Raw genomic sequence first — 22,324 nt, forward strand, 5'->3', positions numbered from 1 at the left:
GGTGCGCTAACGCACACATCTTTCAAGCGGACTGTGACTGTATTGGTACAACTTAATTTTGCCTTAAGTTTTACTGCACATACTTTTGCCGACAGTCTGATCAATTCTCTTCCGATCTGCTGTGCCAGTCATATTCACAAACATAAGACAAAAGGAGAATCCAACATGATCAGATCTTCAGGTTTTACTCGCCAATGGCAATCCCGAATTCAATTGATGACTACCAGTGCTGGCGCATTGCTTGTGCTGAGCGCTTGCGGTGGTGGCGGTAGCAGCACATCGGTGTCATCCCCGCCTCAGTCAGTAGTCAATCCACCGCTTGCAGTAAGTACCTATACCGGTCCGGTGGCGGGTCTTGGTTCTATCATTGTGAATGGCGTTCGCTTTGAAACTGTCGGCGCGTTTGTGCATGATGGCGATGATCCTTATGGCTCGGCGAAATATCAATCGGTGATCGGGCTTGGCACCACGGTCGCGGTGGCGGGAAATGTAGATGAAAAAAGTGCTGCTGGCAGCGCTTCAGATATCCGTATTGTTGGTGGATTGCGTGGAAAAATTACCGGAATTGATCTGCAACTTGGCACTTTGCGTGTTAACGATCAGTTGGTGAAGGTGACGAACAATACGGTGTTCGATGGCAATACAACGACACTTGCCGGGTTACTCGTCGGTAATCAGATTGAGGTGTATGGGCTGCCTCAGGCCGATGGCAGTTTTGTTGCTACACGGATCGAGTCGTATGCAGAGACGTCTGGTGCGATCAGCGGTGTTGCGTTGCGCGGGATAGTTGCATCGACGACTGCGAACAATGACAGTTTTACGCTGGTCAATGGCATCAACGTTTCTTATAGCGCCGACAAAGTTGTTCCCAAAGGTGCGTTGATCCGGGTTGGCTCTGATGTCAGGATTATTTCTGCTGCGGCACCAGTCAACGGCAAACTCATTGCAACGAAAGTGCTGGTATTGGGAGCAGGTGAGTTGACTTCCGGCAGTTCCACATTCACCACCGGCAGCATCGTCAAAATAAAAGGCATTGTTGATTCGGTCAGCGGAACCAGCATTGTTGTATCAGGCACCAAAGTCGATATCGGTAATTTGCCAGCGCCTGCGATTGGTGCAGTAGTTGAGGTGAAAGGTAGCCTGTCGTCGGTCGGCACTATCGTTGCCAGCCAGATTGAACTCGAAGGTAATGGCCGCAGCGTGGACGTATTGGGCGTCAATGGCCAGGTTATTTATACCGGTAGCTATAAGCAGGAACTGTATGGAATTGTGGGAAATTATGTGTCTCTCTCCAGCTTTACCGTACAAGGTGTGCAGGTCGATGCGAGTAAAGCACGCTTTGAGTATGGCGTCAGCACTCTCGCGAACAATAGTTATGTCGAGATAAAAGGCAATCTCGTGAATGGCATACTGGTGGCGACGAAGGTGGAGCTGAAAGGGGCGACGACAGGTATTTCAACCGGAACCGGCAATAGCAGTGATTTGTCGAGTGGCAATCGTAACTTTGAAATCTATGCCACTTTGAACTGCACCAGCTACCCTGCAACGTGCTCGTTGACCGGCAGCTCTGTATTAAATGCAAATTTGTCAGCAGCCCGTTGGGAAGATGGCGGCCAGTATGTGAATGGGATGTATGTCGAAGCGAAGGGATATCTTGATGCGAAAGGAATTTTCCAGGTCATCAAGATTGAAGCCAAGAAAAAGCGCTGAAAAGCGAGCTCAAACGCGCGCTCAGACGCGATCAAAAAACGCTGTAGCTGTATCCGTATTGAAACCGCTTTAGTGCTGAAACAGATCGCCCGATTGTAAAGTGGGCGATCTGTTTTTTTCTTAATGAGAATGTGCCGAGGTAATGGTCGTGCCTGGTGCGAAGCGATCCAGAACGTGGCTGGTCATGCCCTTGGCTAATTCTTCTTCACCAAAGAATACGGAACCGATACCCTCGTTATGCAACAGGACGGATTCTTCTTCGTTATGGGTACGCAGAATGATTTCGATAGTCGGGTTGAGCGTGCGTGCCGTTTCAGCCATCTGGCGGACGTTGATCGTATCCGGTGTCGCCACCACCAGCATCGCGGCGTTGGCGATATGTGCCTGAATCAGCACAGCCGGATCGCCTGCATTACCTGACACGGCGGCTCGGCCATTTTTACGTAAATCTTCTACCACTTCACGGTTTTGTTCTGCCACAACGTAAGGAATACCGCGTTCATCCAGTGCTTTCGCAATACGTCTGCCGACACGACCGTAGCCGACCAGCACCACTTGTCCCTCCAGATATTTGCGCTCGGTACTCATAGGCAGTTCGGCGTAAGGGTCGAGATTAACTTCCAGGCGACGTGCCAATGCCGAACGATCCAGTATCCAGCGGCGGAACGGTGATATCGCGGTAAAGATGAAGGAATTCAGTGCGATAGAAATCAGTGCGCCCGCCAGAATCAGATTGACACCTTCGGCTGGTAACAAACCGATGGATTTTCCGAGTCCGGCCAGAATAAATGAGAATTCACCGATCTGAGCGAGGCTGGCGGCAATCGTCAGCGCCGTATTCAGCGGATATTTAAAGGCCAGTACCAGCGTGGCCGCCGGGATGGAGTTACCCAGCAGGATAATCGCAACCACGCCCAATACATGCAGCGGCCGGTCAACCAGCACCGACGGATCAAACAGCATACCGACCGAGACGAAAAACAGTACCGAGAATGCGTCTCGTAAAGGCAGCGATTCTTCTGCGGCACGATGACTGAATTCCGATTCACGCATGACTGAACCCGCAAAAAATGCACCGAGCGCGAATGACACTTTGAATAATTCGGCCGCACCATAGGCAATACCAATCGCTGTTGCGATCACGGATAAGGTGAACAATTCACGCGAACCAGTGCGCGCAACCTGCCACAGCATCCACGGCAGCAGGCGTCGTCCAACGACCAGCATCAGTACAATAAATGCAGTGACTTGCAGCAGTGTCTGACCTATTGTTGACCACAAAGAACCGCTGTTGGCCACTGCGGTATGACTGCCGAGTATGCCAGCCAATGCAGGCAGCAACACCAATACCATGACCGTCACCAGATCCTGTACCACCAGCCAGCCTACGGCAATTTTGCCATTCATGGTATCGAGCAGATTGCGTGCTTCTAATGACTTCAGCAACACTACCGTGCTGGCGCAGGATAAGGACAAGCCGAATACCAGCGCCGCACCAAACGACCAACCCCACCACGAGGCAAGTCCGATACCGAGTAAAGCGGCACATCCCATCTGCACGATAGCTCCCGGCACGGCGAGACGTTTGACCGCAAGCAGGTCGGCAGGAGAAAAATGCAGGCCCACGCCGAACATCAGCAACATGATGCCGATTTCAGAAAGCTGCGAAGCAATGTTGACGTCGGCCACAAAGCCTGGCGAAGCCGGTCCGATAATGATGCCCGCTACAAGATAACCAACTAAGGCGGGTACTTTAATCCGTTCAGCGATGAAGCCAAGAATGAGTGCGACGCCAAAAGCGGCCGCGACAGTGGTGATCAGAGATACGCCGTGATCCATTCAATTCCTTTCTTCAGACAGCCCGGTGAGCATGACTGACAATGTTACTGAGGTGATACCAGTGCGGGCACTAGCGGAGAAACTTTCCGGGTCTCTGCCGTGGATGGCAAGATGACACGCAGCATGTGCGTGGAAAGGTAGTGTATCGCAGAGCGTGTGGTGACCATTCGATCAAGCTCAATGGTGGTGCCTGCGTATGAATTTTTTCTATAATACTTTGCTATAGCAAGCTCAGACAAGCAATCTGTGTTTGTTCAGAAAGATGACGCGATTGCAGTGACTGCGTTCGCGGTCGCCGCATACAAACTGCGTGAGTTGAAATGCGGTTGGAAGTGAGGAAAGATAGTGGCCTGAGCGTTTGCAGTTCGCCCATCTGCAAACGCTCAGGCCAATAATTCAATTTTATCAGGGCTTGCTGACCTGTTCTGTATGATCCCGGTCCGGGCGTTTCCAGGGATCGATGTGCGTCATCAGGTTCAGTACGCGGTGGCGTAACATCACGCGTTGTCGGGCTTCAACAGCGATGTCGTGTCCGGCCTCTACCGTTATCGTTGCATCGACTTCTATGTGTGCATCGACGACGATCATGTCGCCCATCTTGCGGGTATGCACATCATGCACATCAATCACGCCCGGGGTTTCCAGCAGTGTCTGACGTATTGCCTGTACTTCCTGATCATCGGCAGCGCGATCCATCAGGTCATGCAGCGCTTCCCAGCTGAACTCCCAGCCCATCTTCGCCACCATAAAGCCGACGATCAGCGCTGCAATCGGGTCAAGAATCGGGTAACCAGCCAGATTGCCGATAATACCCAAGGCGACCACCAGCGAAGAGGCTGCATCTGAGCGGGCATGCCAGGCATTGGCAACGAGCATGCTGGATTTTACTTTTTGTGCAATGGTCAGCATGTAACGGAATAACAGCTCTTTGGAAATCAACGCGCTGCCAGCGACCCACAAAGCAATGCTGTGCACCTGAGGCACGCTTTCCGGTGATTCCAGCTTTCTGAATGCTGACCATAACATGCCGATACCAACGGCTAACAATAACATGCCAAGTATCAGCGAGGCTGCTGTTTCAAAACGCTGATGTCCATAAGGATGATCTTCATCCGCATCTTTTTTACTGTGATGGCTGGCAAACAGAACGACAAAGTCTGCCACTAAGTCGGATAGAGAGTGGATGCCGTCGGCGATCAGTGCCTGTGATTTTCCGAATATACCGACGCTGATTTGCAGCGCGGTCAGCGCAAGATTGACGACAACGCTGGTCCAGGTGCTGCGTGCAGCCGCGGCGTTGCGTTCTGCCGCAGTTTTATAGTCATCTTCTGTGTCGTCATGCGTATCGTTGTGCATATCGTTGTGCATCATCATAAATTTGATTCGACATTTCCTGAGCTGATCAGCGTCGCGCGGATGAAACTCTCAATGAAATGATGTTCTGTGAAAAAATTATATTTAATAGAATAAACGATCTGTCTTCCGGGTAAAAAGTCAGCCGCGTGGATATCTCGCTGTATCTGGCTTCCGATCAGAGATGATCCGGCAAAGGTAATGCAAAATTTTCCTCTCTGAACATCCGGGCACAAACGGCAACATATTCAGCATCTAACTGTTTACCTGCAAGCAGTTCAATTTCATGCAGTGCTTTTTCTATACCTAAAGCCGGTCGATAAGGTCGATACGAGGCCATTGCTTCGACGATATCCGCGATCGCCAGTACGCGTGCTTCCGGCAAAATTTCATTTCCCTGCAATCCACGCGGATAGCCGGAACCATCTATTTTTTCGTGATGCTGATAAACAATTTCTGCAACAGGCCACGGGAACGGTATATCTTTCAGTATGGTGTAGCCGGTGTACGGATGTTCACTCATCAATAGAAACTCAGCATCACTCAGGCGCTTCGGTTTGGTCAGAATTTCAATCGGAATCGCAATTTTTCCTATGTCATGCACGACTGCTGCCATTTGCAGTGCTTGCAAGCGATCGCTACTCCAGCCCAGCCGTTGCGCAATGCCACAGGCAATCACAGATACTCTGTCCTGATGACCTGAAGTATACGGGTCACGATTTTCCATTGTTTTTGCCATCGCACGGATTGCCGCACCCAGGGCATTGGATAAGTTCAACTGTGCTGCTTCACGCTGCTGCCGTTCGCTGTCGATAACGGCATTCTGAGCAAATTTATTCAGCCCGTGCGCAATTTCTCCCGCCAGATGCTCGAATAATTCCAGCATAGTTTTGCCGAAAGTCTCAGGCTCTGACGAGTAAACCGTTAAGGCGCCATGTTGATCGTGTTGATATTTGAATGGAACGGCAACGCTGGCACGAATATTTTCCTGCTTTGCTTTTTTACTCCATGGTGTAAAACCGGGATTGGTTTCAGCGTCTTTCATCATCTGGGTGAGGCCGCTGCGTATCGCCAGCCCGGTCGGGCCTTGCCCCCAGGGACTGTCTTCTGCCCAACTGACGGACAAATCCGTCAGATAGTTTTTGCTGCAACCGGATCCGGCGGCAATACGTACACGTTTGTCTGCGGTGTTTTCGGCGATACCAACCCAGGCAAGAACGTAGCGATGTTCGTGCGTTAAGGCGTCACATACCAACTGCATTAACTCTTCTGCTGAACTTGCCTGTGACAGTGCCAGTGCGGCACTGGCATACGCTGATAATTCCCATTTCTTCGCCGCCAGTTCATATTCAGTGTCTGCGATGGTTTGCAGATTTCTGAAACTGCCTATCAGCTGGTAACTACCCTGATTTTCAAACATCGTTGCCAGTGAGACTTCCACCGGGATCAGTTGCATCGCTTTTGTCTGTATATACAGATCTTTGAGAACGGCAGGTGTCGATACGGTGAGCAGAGTCGTGTGCAGGGAGCTGCGCTCGTTTTCTGGAAACAATAATTGATATGACATGCCTATCAATTCTGCCCGATCATAGCCAGTCAGCAATTCACTTGCGCGGTTCACGTCAAGCAACTGACCAGAAGCCATATCTATTGCAAACAGGGGAAACATTGAGTGATTCCAGGCCATCGTATGTAAGTCTTCATTACTTGCCGCATTTTTTACATCGGCCAAAGAGATGTCCATATTTGAATAATCACTAATTTTATTGAGTAACATGCATAGCTTTGTGACCGATATCCGTTATCTGATCCCGAAAGGAGATGGATATAACGAGTCACACAGGAGTGTCCGCATTGTAATGGATATGGCAGTAATTAACTAAATCCTCGGGATGACAATTATTGTTAACTATGATTCCAGGGTAAGCGGATGTTTGCTGAGACAGGGGCTACAGTGGACACCCTGAGTGCTCAGAAATGATGGAATGACTATGAAAAAAGCCCGCAGTCTTTCGATTGCGGGCTGTTCTGGTTAGTGTTGAGTTCGTCGTATTGAATCTAAGTGCTTCGGCAATAGATTCGGATCTTCGTAGACCAGATTTCGTGGCCTGTCACTCATCGTATCTTTACGGACAATTTCTTTGACCGGCTGCATCGTTGGCAATACGGCACCAGAATTCACACCCTGGAAAGTACGCGCTAATGGCAACACCAAATTATCCCAGTCGTTGTAATCCTTGAGCACCCTCAGGCTTGTCGTCGTATCCGGATTGTGGATGTTGAACGCAAATGTGCCGCTCGTCTGGCTATTGCTGTTGTCCCAATCCGCGTAAGCGCCAGCAACTGCGCCACGGCCGATATTCAGAGATTCGTTCAGGTTATTTTCATCCAGATCGATACTGCTACCGTTCGAATAATCCATGATAAAGCTGTTGCCGCAAGGCGAATTATCGATGTTGCAGATGTTGAGACCAGTAGCCTTGGCGTAGGTTTTGTTGGTCAGATAAAAACGGTTGGCTGCCTGAGTACTACTTGGATTTGCGCTTAAGCCTGGGAAACTATACATGTAGTTCATGATGCTGTAATAGTTGGGCTTGTAATTATTGCTTTCATTACCGCCATGTGAAAGGCCCAGGTTATGACCAAACTCATGCATCAGCGTTGCAGCTTGGGCATTAATCAGATAGGTGACTTGTGTGCCGGCAGTAGTTTTGAAGCCGCAATTCCCTAATGTGATAATAAAATCATTGCCATTGACCTCACCGAGGCCGCTGGAACCACAACTGCCATCCACTTGCTGAGACTGCCCCATAATGACGTAATGGAAAATCAGCTTACGGCGTACATCGAGGTTAATCCGCTTTACATCGTACAGATTGGTACAGCCGGACGTCGTGACCTTGTCATATTCCATTACCAGACACGGTGTGTAAGGGACGGATTTACCGCCACCAAGGTTGAACGCTCCCGGATTGATTGTCGGCGAGAATAAATTACCTGCATCAATATGTAATGCGATTTTTTTCTTGCCGGCACTGTAGACTTTATTGGCAAAAGTATCGACCAATTTTTGTGCGGCTTCCGGACGCAAAATGATGCCGGGATCATTGCTGTTCATACTGTCAATTTGCATGAACACATCACGTTGACCAGGGCGGGCACCCATGGCATAGAGATCCAGCCCGGCAAAAGTTTTACCATTGATTTTTGCGCTGTCAGGGATGCCGTCGCCATCAGAGTCAACCACGCCGACACCGACATCATTCGGGCCTGCTGGCGTAGCAAAATTCACTGAAGACCAGTCCGAGCCTGTATTGGTATCCGTCATTCCTGATGCAGCAAGGCGGACGATAGAGTAGCCATACTGGTTCTTATCAAAAGGAAGCGCCGGTGCATTGGCTCCGGTCCACGCGCTGGCAGTTGTCGGACTAGCATTGTTGTTACCAAAACGAACGACATCAGCGGTCTGACCACCTTTGATCAGCTCCAGGAAGCCAGAAGATGTCCAGAAAGGTTTTTGTGCGCTGTTGCCAACATAGACAATCTGTTTGCTATCGACAGGGTTATCCACGGTTCTGCTTGAGACTACCAGATACGATTTTGGTGGAATAGTAACTGACGGCATTGGGAAAGTCGTTGGCGTTGAATAAATCGACCCCTGATCCAGATAAGTGCTACGCAATGTATAGTCGGCCAGATTGATGCTGGTAGTTGCATTCGGGTTATAGACTTCGAACCATGTGGACCCGTTACTGTAATAGTCAGAAGAGACTTCAGAAATCAGCAGATTTTTTGCATTTTCCGCTACGACAGGCTCTGTATTAAAGACGAAACGCTGCACATTGATTTTATTGCCGTTCGTGAGCGTCATAACGCCGGTGGTATTGCTGGTCATCTCGAAGCTGACCACGCCCGGATTGGTTGATGAGAGGGAAGCCCCTTTATAGCCTCCAAACATGGATTGACCGTTAGAGTAGGATTCCAGGTTGCCACTGATCAGATTCGGTGCCAACAACTTCGCGCTGCTGACATACCATGTCGGCAAACCATTGTCCTGATACATGAAGCTGCCGATGAATGCTTGCGCTCCTTGTGCTTCGATAAAGAAACCACGTCCGCTTTCATCAGGATTCCACCACCAGCCACTTTGGAACTGGTCAGTAGAAGGCTGGAACGCGGTTGGTGTTGAAATCGGAAAAGCCTGAAGCGCGATCACCGTTGTCGCATTGCTGCCTGAGCTAGTGACGCTTAACTGGCCGGTTGTGCTGCTGTCGAAAGATGCGGTTGCCGTTGCGTAGGTCGTTGGTTGCGCTTGTTTATAGGTGCCCAGCAAGGACTGACCGCCGGTATAGCGCAGGAAATCGCCACGGTAACTGCCATCAGGCTGTTGATTCATGGTGCTGACATACCAGGTTGATTCACCCGTTGTTTCATACATGAAACCGGCAACGAACAACTGGCTGCCCTGACGTTCAATCGCAAAACCCCGGCCACCTTCCGCCGGATTCCAGAACCATCCGGTTCTCGGTTGAACATAGTTTGCAGCCATCGCTTGCACGGAATTTCCGGCGGCGTTGTTGCTGTTGGTTGAACTTGTGTCCGGCGTACTGCCGCCACAAGCAGCCAGCGTGGCGATCAGCACGCTGCAGACGAAAGACTTAAGTAAATGACTGAGCATAATTTGTCTGGTTTGATTTAAGAATAAGCTAAGTTCCGGCAGATAATGTGATTGCACACTCTGATCCACGTTCGAAGCTTAGTTTTTACAAAAGAGGTGTTACGGGCAGAAACAGAGGAAGTATTGTTCAACATCTGTCTTTATTCAATCCCGAATTCAGTTGATGCAAGGTAAGAATCTTACAGAAGTATGAATCTTTGCATGACCTTGACTCAGATGAAGGAATTTTTACATATTCTACATTGTTAAGAGTAGAAAAGTTGCATATTGATAATCGCTACAGATTTTTCAGAAGCCTAGAACATTATTGTGTTTTTTTATACACAAATATGGCATTCCCTGCCTGATAGTCGAAACGAAAGAGCATACAAATTCAACGGCGATCTGGCACTCAACTCCGGCATTTCATGAACGATCTTGCGTCATAGCATAAAATCATGCCTTCAGCACAGGAAAGTTTATGAAACGTAATCTGCATCTCCTCCTCATTGACCCGCAAAATGATTTTTGTGATGTTCCCGCCGATTATCTGATGACCGACCCTGTCAGCCGACAAATCGTTACTCCCGCTTTACCTGTGGCGGGGGCGCATGCCGACATGCTACGTATCGCAGAACTCATAGAACGTGCTGGCGCTGGGTTGTCCGACATTAGTATTACGCTGGATTCTCATCACCGGTATGACATCGCCCATCCGCCTTTCTGGATGGATGCCAGCGGAAAGGCTATCGCACCGTTCACCGTGATTTCCGCGCGGGATGTCAGGGAAGGGCGCTATCTGCCACGTCAGTCGCAATCGCTCGCCCGCACACTCGCGTATCTGGATAGTCTGGAAACGAATGGACGGTATCAACTGATGGTGTGGCCGGTGCATTGCGAAATTGGTAGCTGGGGACATAATGTTCATGCGGATGTGCGGGCGGCTTACGGTCGCTGGGAGGAGGCAGGCAGCAGCGTCGCGATGAAACTGATCAAAGGCAGCAATCCCTGGACTGAACATTATTCTGCAGTGATGGCAGAAGTACCGGACCCGCAAGACCCTGCAACGCAGCTGAACCGCAGCTTTATCGACAGCTTGGCCGGAGCCGATCAGATCTACGTTGCGGGCGAGGCTGGTAGCCACTGCGTCAAAGCGACAACAGAACACATCGTTGAACACTTTGATCCGGCGCAGTTGTCAAAGCTGGTATTGCTGAGTGACTGCATCAGCCCGGTAGCAGGGTTTGAGGCGCAATATGCCAGTTTCCTTCACGATATGCAGCAACGCGGTGTGCAGATCGCCACCGCAGCCGATGTGTTGCCCGACTTAGTAGCGAATCAGGCGCGCTGAATTTCATACGCCAGCCATCATGCTGGTGTCTATCAATTACCGTAAAGAATTTCAAATGAAGCCAGTTGTACAAAGCTTGCTGGAAACCGATTTATATAAATTCACGATGTGGCAGGCCTTGCTGCACAGCCATCCGAATACGCAGACGGAATATGCGTTTGTGTGCAGGAATACACCGGCCTATCCTCTGGCCGAATTAAAAGACGATGTTGAACGCGAGCTCGATCATTTGTGTTCATTAAAGTTTACTGAAGATGAACTCGATTATTTGCGTTCCTTACGCTTCATCAAAAGTGACTTCACCGATTTTCTGGCGCTATTTCATTTCCAGCGCAAGTTCATCAAAGTCAGTACCAACGGCGAGCAACTGGAGATTGTTGCTACAGGTCCGCAGGTACATGTTTCGGCGTTCGAGATATTTGTGCTGCATATCGTCAATGAATTGTATTTCCGCCGTTTGCAGACCGATGCCACCTTACCGGAAGCGCGCCGGCGACTGGCTGCAAAGCTTTCACAATTGCAGGCATTTGCGCAGGAACCAAAAAAATTTCATCCTTTTGAGTTTTCTGATTTTGGCGTGCGTCGCCGTTTTTCCGGAGCCTGGCATGACGAAGTCATCACTACGCTGGCGCGCGAAGTACCGGAATTTTTCAAAGGTACATCGAACGTCTATCTTGCTAAGAAACATCACCTCGTACCGATGGGAACGATGGCGCATGAATACTTGCAGTCCTATCAGTCTTTTGGCGTGCGTTTGCGCGATTTTCAGAAGGCGGCGCTGGAAGACTGGGTGCAGGAATATCGCGGTGATCTCGGCATTGCTTTAACCGATGTCGTTGGTATGGATGCTTTCCTCGCTGACTTTGATCTGTATTTTGCCAAGTTGTTTGATGGTTTGCGGCACGATTCCGGCGACCCTATCGTCTGGGGCGAAAAGGCGCTGGCGCATTATGCGAAACTCAGAATAGATGGTAAAACCAAGCGTCTTGTGTTTTCCGACGCACTCGATTTTGACACTGCTTTCAGAATTTACCGTCACTTTGCGGATCGTACAATGCCGGCATTTGGCATCGGTACCAACCTGACTAATGACACTGGAATCCCACCGTTGAATATCGTCATGAAGCTCATGTCATGCAATGGTCAGCCCGTCGCTAAGTTATCGGATTCCGCCGGCAAAACGCTCTGCACAGATGAAACCTTTCTGGCGTACCTGCGTCAGGTATTTCATCATCCTGCCATCTGACTATGCCACTATCCCATGATGAATAATTTCGATGTTGCAGTCCTGATTGGACGTTTTCAGCCGTTTCATCAAGGGCATGCCAGTTTATTGGCTCTTGCGCTGTCGAACGCGGACACGGTGATCGTTGTGCTAGGTTCTGCGTTTTGCGCCAGAAGTGTCAGGAATCCGTTCACCTGGCAAGAGCGGGCGGCAATGATCAGTGCAAGTTTGTCTGAGGCCGATCAGGCGCGTGTCAGTTTTATTCCTGTGCGCGATTATTACGATGATCTGCGCTGGGCAAATACCGTGCAGAACAAGGTCACGCAAGCCATTGGCGGGCAGGGTGATGAGGCTTTGCATATCGCGCTGATCGGCTATGTAAAAGATGCATCCAGCTATTATTTGCAGAACTTCCCGCAATGGCAATGGATAGAGGCAGAGCGAGTTGTCGCAACAGATGCAACACAGATACGGCAACAGCTTTTTGCAGCAAACGATATGCAGGCAACATTGGATATGGTCGCAGCGTTTCTGCCATTGTCTGTGCTGCGTTTTATCAGTGAGTGGGTTTTACTGCCTGATTATGCCGGACTAGTGCAAGAGCATCTGCAACTGCAGAAATACAAAGACGCCTGGAAAGCAGCACCTTATTCGCCGGTATTTTGTACCGTGGATGCTGTGGTGAAAGTGGCTGGGCATGTTTTGTTGGTGCAACGCGGAGGATACCCGGGCAAAGGTTTGTGGGCCTTACCGGGTGGTTTCCTTGATCAGCAGGAACTTTTACTGCAAGGCGCAATCCGAGAATTAATCGAAGAGACGAATCTTGCTGTGCGCAAGTCAGAACTCGAAGAGGCGCTGGTTGATGTTCGCGTATTTGATCACCCGGCTCGCAGTCAGCGTGGACGCACGATTACGCATGCCCACTTCTTTGATCTGCCATTGGCAACGCTGCCTGAGATTGTTGCTGCCGATGATGCAGTGCGGGCGGCATGGTTTCCCGTAACCGAATTGTGTGCGATGGATGAGCAGTTTTTTGACGATCATTTCCATATTCTCGATCAGTTTTTGCAACTGATCGCGGCAGGAAATTAATTGATGCGGGGCAGCTTGCCTCTTTTTTTAAGGTGAAATGTGATTAAGATTTTTTCTCAAAAACGCTTTATCCAAGCGGTTTGTGCAGCATTGGTCATTGGTGTTGCAGGCTGCGCGCAACCAGTCAAGCAAACGATGGTTTCTGCTGCGACTGTGCAGTCTGCACGGCCACCAGTCATTCTGGTATCGATCGATGGCTTCAAGCCAGACTACCTGCAACGTGGCGTGACGCCGAATCTGAATGCCCTGATTGCTGATGGTGTGCGTGCAGAAAAGATGCTGCCCTCATTCCCTTCAATCACCTTCCCTAACCACTACACGCTGGTGACCGGTTTACGGCCTGATCATCACGGTATTGTGGGAAATACGATGATAGATCCTGCGATTCCCGGTGTCCGTTTCAGTCTGGGTAACCGTGATGCCGTCATCGACCGTCGCTGGTGGGATCAGGCCGAGCCGGTCTGGGTGACCGCAGAAAAAAATGGTGTGCGTGCAGCCACTATGTTCTGGCCAGGTTCAGAAGCGGATATTCATGGTGTACGTCCGACAGAGTGGCGCGTATTCGATGGTAAATTGCCGCCAGAAAAACGCGTTGATACCTTGCTGGGCTGGATCGATCAGCCTGTGGAGAAAAGAGCAGGCTTTCTGACTTTGTATTTTGATGACGTGGATCATGCGGGTCATGAATTCGGGCCGGACGATCAGCACACAACAGATGCTGTTGCCAGCGTTGATGCGGCGATTGGCCGTCTGATTGCCGGCCTACGCTCGCGTCAGGTCAACGCCAACATTGTGGTGGTGTCGGATCACGGGATGGCAGCCACCAGCGCGGAACGGGTTGTGTATCTGAATAAAATCCTGCCGCCAGACAGTTTTAAGGTGGTGACTGCGGGAACCTACGCTGGTATCGAAGTAGCTCCCGGGCAAGATGCCGTTGTGAATCAGCAGTTATTGAAAAAACATGAGCACATGGAATGCTGGAAGAAAGCCGATATTCCCCCGCGCTACCACTTCGGCAGCAATGTCCGCGTGCCATCCGTCGTTTGTCTGGCGGACGTAGGTTGGCTGATTTTTGGTGAGGAAAATATCAAAAACCGTACTAACGGCGGTGCCCATGGTTACGACAATACAGCACCGGAAATGGCTGCGACCTTTATTGCCAATGGGCCAGCATTCAAAAAGAATACGGTGATCCCCGCGTTTGACAACGTTGACGTGTATCCTTTGCTGATGAAGCTGATAGGCGTTCCCGCCTTGCCTTCGGATGGCAGTGAAAAACCAACGGCTGCAGCGCTGAATTAATATTTCCGCCAACAGCTTTCCGGAGCACAGCCAGCCTGGCTGTGCTCCGTTTCCCGCTTTCCCCGCCTTTTTAGCTAACTTCTGTCTGAACTTTGATGCCTGCGACGCTGATGGCTTTCATCCTGCTCAGATACTTGAGCAAAATTCTGTAAGTATCACGATCAAAACGCGGTTTGCCGCGTGTCAGCAAATCCTGAATATCCGCTTCACTCTTCGCCTTGCCCAGATAGCACCATGCCTCAATCACGTGATGGACATTGCCTTCTTTGAGTACAGCGGGGCCAGAGAATGGCCATGCCTTTAATTTCATTGCACCGAGTGCCTCTGCCAGCCGCAGGTTATGCTGCAACGGTGATTCCGCGCCGACGCATGCTCCCTTGCATTGCTTCAGTTGGCGCGCAAAACAAGGCTTACCCGCACCACCTTTTTCCAACCCCAGCGTGGCAGCACATAGTTGAAATTGCTTCACTGCCTGCAATAAAAACTCGCGTGCGCTAGCGCCGCTTTTAAACAGACCGTATAACTGCTCTTGTCTGCCGAGATCCAGATCGCGGGCATACACGAGTTGTGGTTGCAACAAGCCACTGCCCATATCCTTCAGACGCCACGAGCAGAATTCTGTGTTACGGCGTAATAGACGATTCAGCGTCGGCTGCATTTCTTTGATCAGTCTGGCTTCGGTAATCAGTGCATCAATTTCACCCTCGCACTCTATCCACTCGATATCGCGCACCTGTTGTGAGATGCTCATTTCTTTGGCAATCGCATGATCAGAAGAAAAATGCGATAACACCCGTTGGCGCAGCGTATTACTTTTGCCGACGTAAATCGGTAATCTGTTTTCTGCAAAAAACAGATAGACGCCATAGCCTTTTGGCAGTTGCTCCACAATATCCGCGTCCAGATGCGGCGGCAGACTGGGGCGCGCTGTTTGTTCTTGTACCGCTACCTGTAAGGTTTCCGCGGGCAAAGTCGCCTGCAGATCGCACCAGAACTGGTAAATCGCATCGGCATCGGTCAAGGCGCGGTGCCGATCGCCTACGCTGATCTGATGGCGCTCGATCAGACAGTCCAGATTGTGTTTGGCAAACTGAGGGAACAACTGACGCGACAGCTTCAGCGTGCACAGCACCGTTGCTCTGAAAGTGAGGCCGAGGCGCTTGAATTCATTTTTCAAAAATCCATAATCAAAGCGTGCATTATGCGCAACAAAGATATGTCCTTGCAGGCGTTGCAGGACTTCCTTTGCAATATCAGCAAACACAGGCTGATCAGCGACCATTGCATTGCTGATGCCAGTCAGTTGCTCAACAAAGGGCGGGATAGCTGCTTCGGGGTTTAATAGTTGTGACCAGCGTTCTGTACGTTCGCCATCAAAAGTCACGATAGCTATTTCAGTGATGCGGTCGCGGGTTGCGATGGTGCCTGTGGTTTCCAGGTCGACGAAGGCAAGAGGGCTTGCAAGTAGGCTCAAAATCTGACTCAGTTGGTGCGTATATAGCCCGTCATTGTATAGGGGATCAGCGCTTTCTGATGTGTCCTCATCTTTGTTGCACGCGTCTTTCGCATCCTCGTCACTTCTCACGCAGGTAAGTGTTGGCTTAATTGAACCTTATGCAACAGATCGTCTGATTTTGATGTTCCGCAGCGCTGGATTATCGGACAATGGGTGGAATATCTTTTCATAAAAACATCATGCCAACTACTTCTCAGTCAGCTGATTTGCCGACGGCGCCAGATGCGCTGGTCGATGCGTTTGGTCAGGTTCGCACCGGAAAATTTGCCGGTGCCGTCTCGGTGATTGACTGGTCTGCGCTTGCGGCTCCTTTCCGGCGCGGTGTCGTATGGCAGCGCTTTCATCACAAGCACTGGCAGTATGCTGCACTGGCGACGGATCAGATATTTTGCGGCATCGCGATTGTGGATGTTGGCTGGTCCAATACTGCATTTGCCTACGTGTTTGACCGTCAGCAAAAAAAGCTGCTGGCAGAATTTTCGCAGGATGGCATACCCGGGCTGACGGCGCATCTGAATGCCCACCCTGCCACCGGCGCTGAAAGCTGGTTTCGCTTTCCCGGACAGCGGCTACATTTTCATCATCAGCCTGCCAACAATACTTACCGTATTCAGGTGTCGTTTCGCGATTGCCAGATTGATGCTGAATTACACTTGGCCGATGCAGCGCCGGAATTGCTGGCCGTCGGCAACGTCAATGGTGGCAGCGTGCATGCAACTGTGAAATCTGGCGGGATGCGCTTGAGCGGAGACGTGAAAGTCGGGCAACGTTGTTTTAGCCTTAGCGATGGATGCGGCAGTGTCGATCACAGCAATGGTTTTCTGGCGCGGGAAACGCGCTGGCTGTGGGCGTCGGCACATAGTCTGGATATGGGATTTAATCTGCAATCCGGTTATTTCGGCGATCAGGAAAATGCTTTGTGGCTGGACGGACAACTGATTTCTCTGAGCAGCGCGCACTTTGAATACGACCCGGCGAACGTACTGGTACCGTGGCATATCCACACCAGTGATGGCTTACTGGATTTGTATTTCCAACCGGAAGGCGTGCGCAGTGAAAACAAGAATTTGTTGATCGCTGCGAGTCGTTATCAACAACCGGTGGGCAGCTTCAGCGGCTGGGTAAAGGCGCATGCAGATGCCAGCCCACGGCCTGTCAGCAAGCTGGCCGGGGTGACGGAGGATCATTTTGCGCGTTGGTAAGTTGTCTTGATTACAGTCAATACAGAGCTGGCGTCTGCCCTGATTTGTGCCATTCACGCGGGTTGATGCTGAGGTAAACGGGTTTTCTGCCAAAAGTTTGATCTGTCCGGTATGACGCTGACATTCTTCATGCTACAAGACAGTTTTACTTACTTATCTTCATTTTTGCCATGTTAACCCTCACGCTCAGTGAATTTACTCTCGACGATTTTTTAGCTAATTACTGGCAGCAAAAACCGGTACTGATACGTCAGGGCTTTCCGGCATTCAGTGATCTGATTTCACCGAATGAGCTGGCGGGGCTGGCATGTGAATCGCAGATAGATTCTCGTCTGATTTATAAACAATCAGGAAAATGGCAAGCCGAAAATGGCCCGTTTGAAAGCTACGAACATCTTGGTGAACGCGATTGGACGCTGGTGGTACAGGCCGTTGATCACTGGTCGCCGGAAGTCGCCAGTCTGGTACGGGCATTTTCTTTCATTCCGAAATGGCGGCTCGATGATGTGATGATCAGCTTTGCCGCGCCGAGCGGCGGTGTCGGGCCGCACATCGATTTGTATGACGTGTTTATCTGTCAGGGCTCAGGCAGCCGTCGCTGGCGCGTTGGTGATCGGGGTAACCATCGTCAATTCGCTGCTCACGCCGCCTTATTGCATACCGATCCTTTCGAGCCCATTATCGACGCTGTGCTGACTGCGGGTGACATTCTTTATATCCCACCCGGCTTTCCGCATGATGGCGTATCACTTGAGAGTTCCATGAGTTTTTCAGTGGGCTTTCGCAGCAAATCAGCCAGCGATATGCTGAGTGGATTGGCGGACTACCTGATAGATAATGAACTCGGTGGCACCCTGATCAGTGATCCGCAACGTCGTATGCATCAGCATCAGGGGCATATTAATGCCGGTGATTTTGCGCTGATCAAACAGCAAATGCAGACGATACTGAATGATGACGAAATCATGATGAATTTTGTCGGCTGCCATTTATCAAAAACCAAATGTGAACTCGATTTACAGGCGCTGGATTTTCCTATCAATGAAACCGAGTTACGCAAGAATTTGCAGCAAACCGATCTGATTCGCACCGGTGGCTTGCGTTGCTTCTATCTTGACGACAGCATTAGTCAGGGTATTTGCTATGTCAACGGCGAACGGTATGAATTCGGTGCAGACTGCAGTGCGACTGTGCTGGCGCTGTGCGATGAAGACAATCTCAGTCTGGCGGCATTGGAACAAGGTTTGCAGCACGCTGCTTTCGTCAAAGCGCTGACGCAATGGGTGAATGACGGTTATTGGTATTTCTGAATGGCGCGTTGATCCACAAATCAGGAAATAGCTTGATTTTCAAAATTAAATCTCAGTATTGATGCGGACATCAGCCATATTCGGGCCTGTAAGCGGCATCAATACTGAGACAATCAGCGTAGTCTGCCGATGTAGGTCTGATCGACGATGGAGTTCTGGTCGAGTGCCGGTAATTTTGTCGGGTCAGCAGATGTGACTGCGGCGGCGACCAGATTTGCCGATACGGCAGGTGTTGCTGCCACTGGCGTTTTGGGGCGTATTTTTAAACCTTCGAGTTTCTTGATCAGCGGTGTCGGTTCGGTAGCGACAAACAGACCATGTTCGCCAAAATAAATTTCTTCCAGCTTGAGGCAGATGTCATGCAGGTCGGTGTTTGGTAATTCCAAAGCCAGATCGAGAATATAGCGGCAATAAACAGGGTCGATGCGCATGTATTCGATATCGATCACCCTCTCATTCTGGCGCCGCAAAATGACATGCATACGCGCCATCAGAGAGAATGCGAGGTTGTCAGACATAACTGCGCTCATAATACATGCTCCCCATGTAGTTCCAGATCGAGACCTTCTCTTTCCTGTTCCGGTGTCACACGCAAGCCAGTGAGCAGACGCACAATACCAAGAATCACCGTTGTCATGGCACCCGAATAAATGATCGTGACTGCTACCCCAAATGCCTGATTGCTCAGACTGCCTTCGACACCGCCAATACTTTTGAGTGCAAACACGCCCGTGAGCAGCGCACCAACAATGCCGCCTATCGCATGCACGCCGAACACATCCAGAGAGTCATCGTAGCGACCCATTGCTTTGAGCGACGTTGCACCCCAATAGCAAGCAACACCGGCCACCGCGCCGATCACGAATGCCCCGGTCACATCGACAAAACCTGAGGCAGGAGTAATCGCGACCAGGCCAGCAACAGCGCCGGAAACAATGCCAAGGACAGATGGCTTACCACGGCGCAGCCACTCTACGCACATCCAGGCCATGGCAGACACTGCGGCTGCCAATTGCGTCACCAGCATCGCGTAACCTGCACGTCCATCTGCTGCGCCAGCAGAGCCGGCATTAAAGCCGAACCAGCCTACCCATAACAACGCTGCGCCGATGACTGTCAGTACCAGATTATGAGGTGGCATCGGTTCTTTACCGAAACCACTGCGCGGGCCGATGATCAGCGCTGCGACCAGTCCTGATACACCGGCATTAATATGGACAACCGTACCACCGGCAAAATCGAGCACGCCACGCGCTGCCAGCCAGCCCGTCGGTTCCCACACCCAGTGAGCTACAGGAACATAGACGATCAGTGACCAGAGCGTGATGAACAACAGAAAAGCAGAAAATTTCATTCTTTCAGCAAAGGCACCGGTAATCAGGGCTGGCGTGATGATCGCAAAGGTCATCTGAAACATCATGAACACACTTTCCGGTATCGTCGTGGCGATATGGTGCACTGTCAGCTGACCAGCATCTTTCAGAAATACCATGCCGTGCAACAGCAGCCGGTCAAGGCTACCCAGATACGGCGTGGCTGGCGTGAATACCAGGCTGTAACCGAGAACGACCCAGATAATCGTGACGATACAGGTGGTGGTGACGCTATGAGCGACGGTTGCCAGCGCATTTTTTTTGCGGACCATGCCGGCATAAAACAAAGCCAGACCTGGAATGGTCATCAGCAGTACCAGCGCCGTTGACGTCAGCATCCAGGCGGTATCCCCTGCGCTGATGGTCGTTGCATTGACGAGCGTCGGCATTGTCATCGGTGCCGGTGGTAAGGATGCTGTTACTGCCGTCGTTGGCTTTACCAATGGTACTGAGGGGATGGTGATTTCAGTGCTGCTGCCAGATGCAGGGGCCGGATCGTCGGTCTGTCCGGAGGCTGGTGCTGAGCCCAGACAAAACAGCAACCCGAACAGTATGAAAGGTGTTGACAGAGAACGTATTTTCATCAGAGATCCTTAGTCTAAAATCATCGTGAATTGCCATTACCGTGTGTGCAGTGCAGCATAATTCATGCCATATAGCTATTGTTGCGGCTGCGCAGGAGGATAGACTTGGATCGGTGTGAGAAGGGGCGGTGATTGGGCTTAGCTAGTCGATACGGATTTTTGTTGGCGTGTTTTTGCACCAAATCAAGACAAGTTGGGAATAAAACGGCGCATCTTCATATTGGCTGGATAGTACTTATAAAAAACGCCAGTGCTCTTCTGACTATGACGTCAGGAGAGCACTGGCGTTTAGCGTTGAATCAGGCTTACTTATTCAGGCTGTGCGTCAGGTAAGGTGATCTTGTTATCGGTACTGAACTGGTAATCACGGAACACATGTTCGGCACTGAGGATCTGGTAAGTACCATCCGGCAATTTGCGCGTGGTGTCTTTGAGGCGATACGTGGTCTGACCGCAAGTCCAGCAATTGAAGTTACGCATGTGGGTGCACAGGCAGGTCTTGTCCATAACCGAGATTTTTTTTGCATCAGGGTGTAGCGCCACTTCGCGGTTGTACGAAGTGATGTAAGCACAATTTCCGTTCGCATCCAGCAGATAGCCGTAGGACTCACAACCTGGACGAATGCCATCGCCAATCGCTGGCGTATTTTTCAGCATGCGCATAGGGTAGCCGGTCGGCGAAATATGATTGACTTCAATATCATCTTCGCTGGCTTTGAAGTATTCCTGTTTGACACTATCCGGCAAACCGCATTCTTTCGTCACTGTGAAACGGGTTGCCACCTGTACGCCGGAGGCACCGTTTTCGAGGAAAGAAACCGCATCGCTGCCAGTGAAAATGCCGCCCGCCGCAATGATAGGAATATCCAGTTGTTCTGCTTTCAGATACTCAGACACCTCGGTCACAATCGTCTGTAAATCGAATGTGGCCCAGTCATCACCGAAACCCAGATGACCACCCGCCAACGGGCCTTCGACGATCACGTAGTCAGGCAGACGGTTTAATTTTGCATTCTTACGCAGAAATAATTGCAGCGCGCGGACTGACGAGACGATGATGCCAAGCTTGGCTTCACGGAAACGCGGGTGATCCGCCATCAGACCGAAGGAACTCAGATGCAGACCAGCGCTCAGCGTGATGCCATCAATGCCGCCATCCAGTGCTGCTTCCAGACGCACTTTCAGCGTTTCACGCGGGCCGTTCATGGTCAGTTTTTCCATGCAGTTCACAAAGATCATGCCCGAGCCTTGCTTGGCTTCCATGGTGCGACCAATGTGCAGACGTGTCGCTGCGGCCAGATCCTCAAGATTGAATTTGATGTCCGTCTTGTCGGAATTGTTGATGTTGTATTTGTAGAATTTGGTTTTTTCCTTGATGTAGCTGGTACCAAAGCGGCGATCCGACACATCATGAACCAGTGCGTCAGAAATATGGCCGATACCACCCAGACGGGCTGCAACCAATGCCAGTTCCGCAGTGGAAATATCGACACCCATCCCGCCTATCATGATGGGAACCAGTTCATCTTTGCCTAACTTCAGGCGGAAATCATCTACTCGTTTCATTGCAATCCTTGACACATTGAGCTGTAAGTCGCACCCGATGGCGAAATCTCGTTACTGAGTGAGGCCGTTATTCAACATAAGTTTGTCAAATATTTTCACAAAGTTATTTTATAAAATAACAGCGCCCCAGATTGTAAGCCAGGCTAGCTATGCGCTGTGAATAATTTCGTCTCGCAAGTATTCACATTTATGCCTAAAAAAACAGCAAATTTAAGTGTAAAAAAATTGTCATTAGCATCATTTT

15 protein-coding genes are annotated in these 22,324 nt (G+C 50.5%); 7 read left to right on the forward strand and 8 right to left on the reverse strand.

The genetic code is table 11. The features are described 5' to 3' along the window. Positions 1-165 precede the first annotated feature (165 nt). Positions 166-1,710 carry a DUF5666 domain-containing protein gene (locus Undi14_RS02050; RefSeq protein WP_200177746.1) on the forward strand — a complete coding sequence of 515 codons (1,545 nt, stop codon included), beginning with the start codon at positions 166-168 and terminating at the stop codon, positions 1,708-1,710. Positions 1,711-1,830: 120 nt separating this feature from the next. On the opposite strand, the gene ybaL is transcribed toward Undi14_RS02050, so the two are convergent. The 4 genes from ybaL to Undi14_RS02070 form a co-directional block, all read right to left on the reverse strand. Then, entirely contained in the window at positions 1,831-3,549 is a 1,719-nt protein-coding gene (gene ybaL / locus Undi14_RS02055) for a YbaL family putative K(+) efflux transporter (RefSeq protein ID WP_200177747.1), read from the reverse strand. 405 nt (positions 3,550-3,954) lie between these two features. Beyond that, on the reverse strand, positions 3,955-4,920 hold the full coding sequence (locus tag Undi14_RS02060; protein WP_200178181.1) for a cation diffusion facilitator family transporter: 966 nt from the start codon (positions 4,918-4,920) through the stop codon (positions 3,955-3,957). 160 nt (positions 4,921-5,080) lie between these two features. After that, a complete protein-coding gene (locus Undi14_RS02065) occupies positions 5,081-6,679 on the reverse strand; it encodes an HD domain-containing phosphohydrolase (RefSeq protein ID WP_200177748.1) in 1,599 nt (532 codons plus the stop codon). A gap of 255 nt (positions 6,680-6,934) precedes the next feature. Continuing rightward, complete coding sequence (locus Undi14_RS02070; protein ID WP_200177749.1) at positions 6,935-9,580, reverse strand: hypothetical protein; 2,646 nt, start codon at positions 9,578-9,580, stop codon at positions 6,935-6,937. A gap of 460 nt (positions 9,581-10,040) precedes the next feature. Between Undi14_RS02070 and Undi14_RS02075 the strand changes: the two genes are divergently transcribed. From Undi14_RS02075 to Undi14_RS02090, 4 genes are read left to right on the forward strand one after another with little or no spacing between them, the layout of a single operon-like run. Beyond that, the gene (locus tag Undi14_RS02075) at positions 10,041-10,910 is read left to right on the forward strand and encodes a cysteine hydrolase (RefSeq protein ID WP_200177750.1); all 870 of its coding nucleotides are present in this window, start codon (positions 10,041-10,043) and stop codon (positions 10,908-10,910) included. 55 nt (positions 10,911-10,965) lie between these two features. Next, positions 10,966-12,156, forward strand: a complete 1,191-nt coding sequence (gene pncB / locus Undi14_RS02080; protein ID WP_200177751.1) for a nicotinate phosphoribosyltransferase — start codon at positions 10,966-10,968, stop codon at positions 12,154-12,156. 15 nt (positions 12,157-12,171) lie between these two features. Next, entirely contained in the window at positions 12,172-13,227 is a 1,056-nt protein-coding gene (locus tag Undi14_RS02085) for a bifunctional nicotinamide-nucleotide adenylyltransferase/Nudix hydroxylase (RefSeq protein ID WP_370589862.1), read from the forward strand. Positions 13,228-13,266: 39 nt separating this feature from the next. Beyond that, on the forward strand, positions 13,267-14,529 hold the full coding sequence (locus tag Undi14_RS02090; RefSeq protein ID WP_370589863.1) for an ectonucleotide pyrophosphatase/phosphodiesterase: 1,263 nt from the start codon (positions 13,267-13,269) through the stop codon (positions 14,527-14,529). A 70-nt stretch (positions 14,530-14,599) separates the two neighbouring features. Here Undi14_RS02090 and Undi14_RS02095 read toward each other — a convergent pair whose 3' ends face one another. Then, on the reverse strand, positions 14,600-16,003 hold the full coding sequence (locus tag Undi14_RS02095; protein WP_234030364.1) for a 3'-5' exonuclease family protein: 1,404 nt from the start codon (positions 16,001-16,003) through the stop codon (positions 14,600-14,602). 221 nt (positions 16,004-16,224) lie between these two features. Between Undi14_RS02095 and Undi14_RS02100 the strand changes: the two genes are divergently transcribed. Beyond that, the gene (locus Undi14_RS02100; protein ID WP_200177752.1) at positions 16,225-17,247 is read left to right on the forward strand and encodes a DUF2804 domain-containing protein; all 1,023 of its coding nucleotides are present in this window, start codon (positions 16,225-16,227) and stop codon (positions 17,245-17,247) included. A gap of 170 nt (positions 17,248-17,417) precedes the next feature. Next, on the forward strand, positions 17,418-18,557 hold the full coding sequence (locus Undi14_RS02105; protein ID WP_200177753.1) for a cupin domain-containing protein: 1,140 nt from the start codon (positions 17,418-17,420) through the stop codon (positions 18,555-18,557). Between the two features lie 113 nt (positions 18,558-18,670). Here Undi14_RS02105 and Undi14_RS02110 read toward each other — a convergent pair whose 3' ends face one another. From Undi14_RS02110 to Undi14_RS02120, 3 genes are all read right to left on the reverse strand, one after another. After that, a complete protein-coding gene (locus tag Undi14_RS02110) occupies positions 18,671-19,075 on the reverse strand; it encodes a hypothetical protein (RefSeq protein ID WP_186883830.1) in 405 nt (134 codons plus the stop codon). A gap of 8 nt (positions 19,076-19,083) precedes the next feature. Then, positions 19,084-20,514 (reverse strand): ammonium transporter, encoded by a 1,431-nt coding sequence (locus Undi14_RS02115; protein WP_200177755.1) that lies wholly within the window; start codon positions 20,512-20,514, stop codon positions 19,084-19,086. A 309-nt stretch (positions 20,515-20,823) separates the two neighbouring features. Further along, the gene (locus tag Undi14_RS02120) at positions 20,824-22,080 is read right to left on the reverse strand and encodes a nitronate monooxygenase (protein WP_186883828.1); all 1,257 of its coding nucleotides are present in this window, start codon (positions 22,078-22,080) and stop codon (positions 20,824-20,826) included. Positions 22,081-22,324 lie beyond the last annotated feature (244 nt).

The sequence above is a fragment of the Undibacterium sp. 14-3-2 genome (assembly GCF_016595265.1).
Classification (GTDB): Bacteria; Pseudomonadota; Gammaproteobacteria; order Burkholderiales; family Burkholderiaceae_D; genus Undibacterium; species Undibacterium aquatile.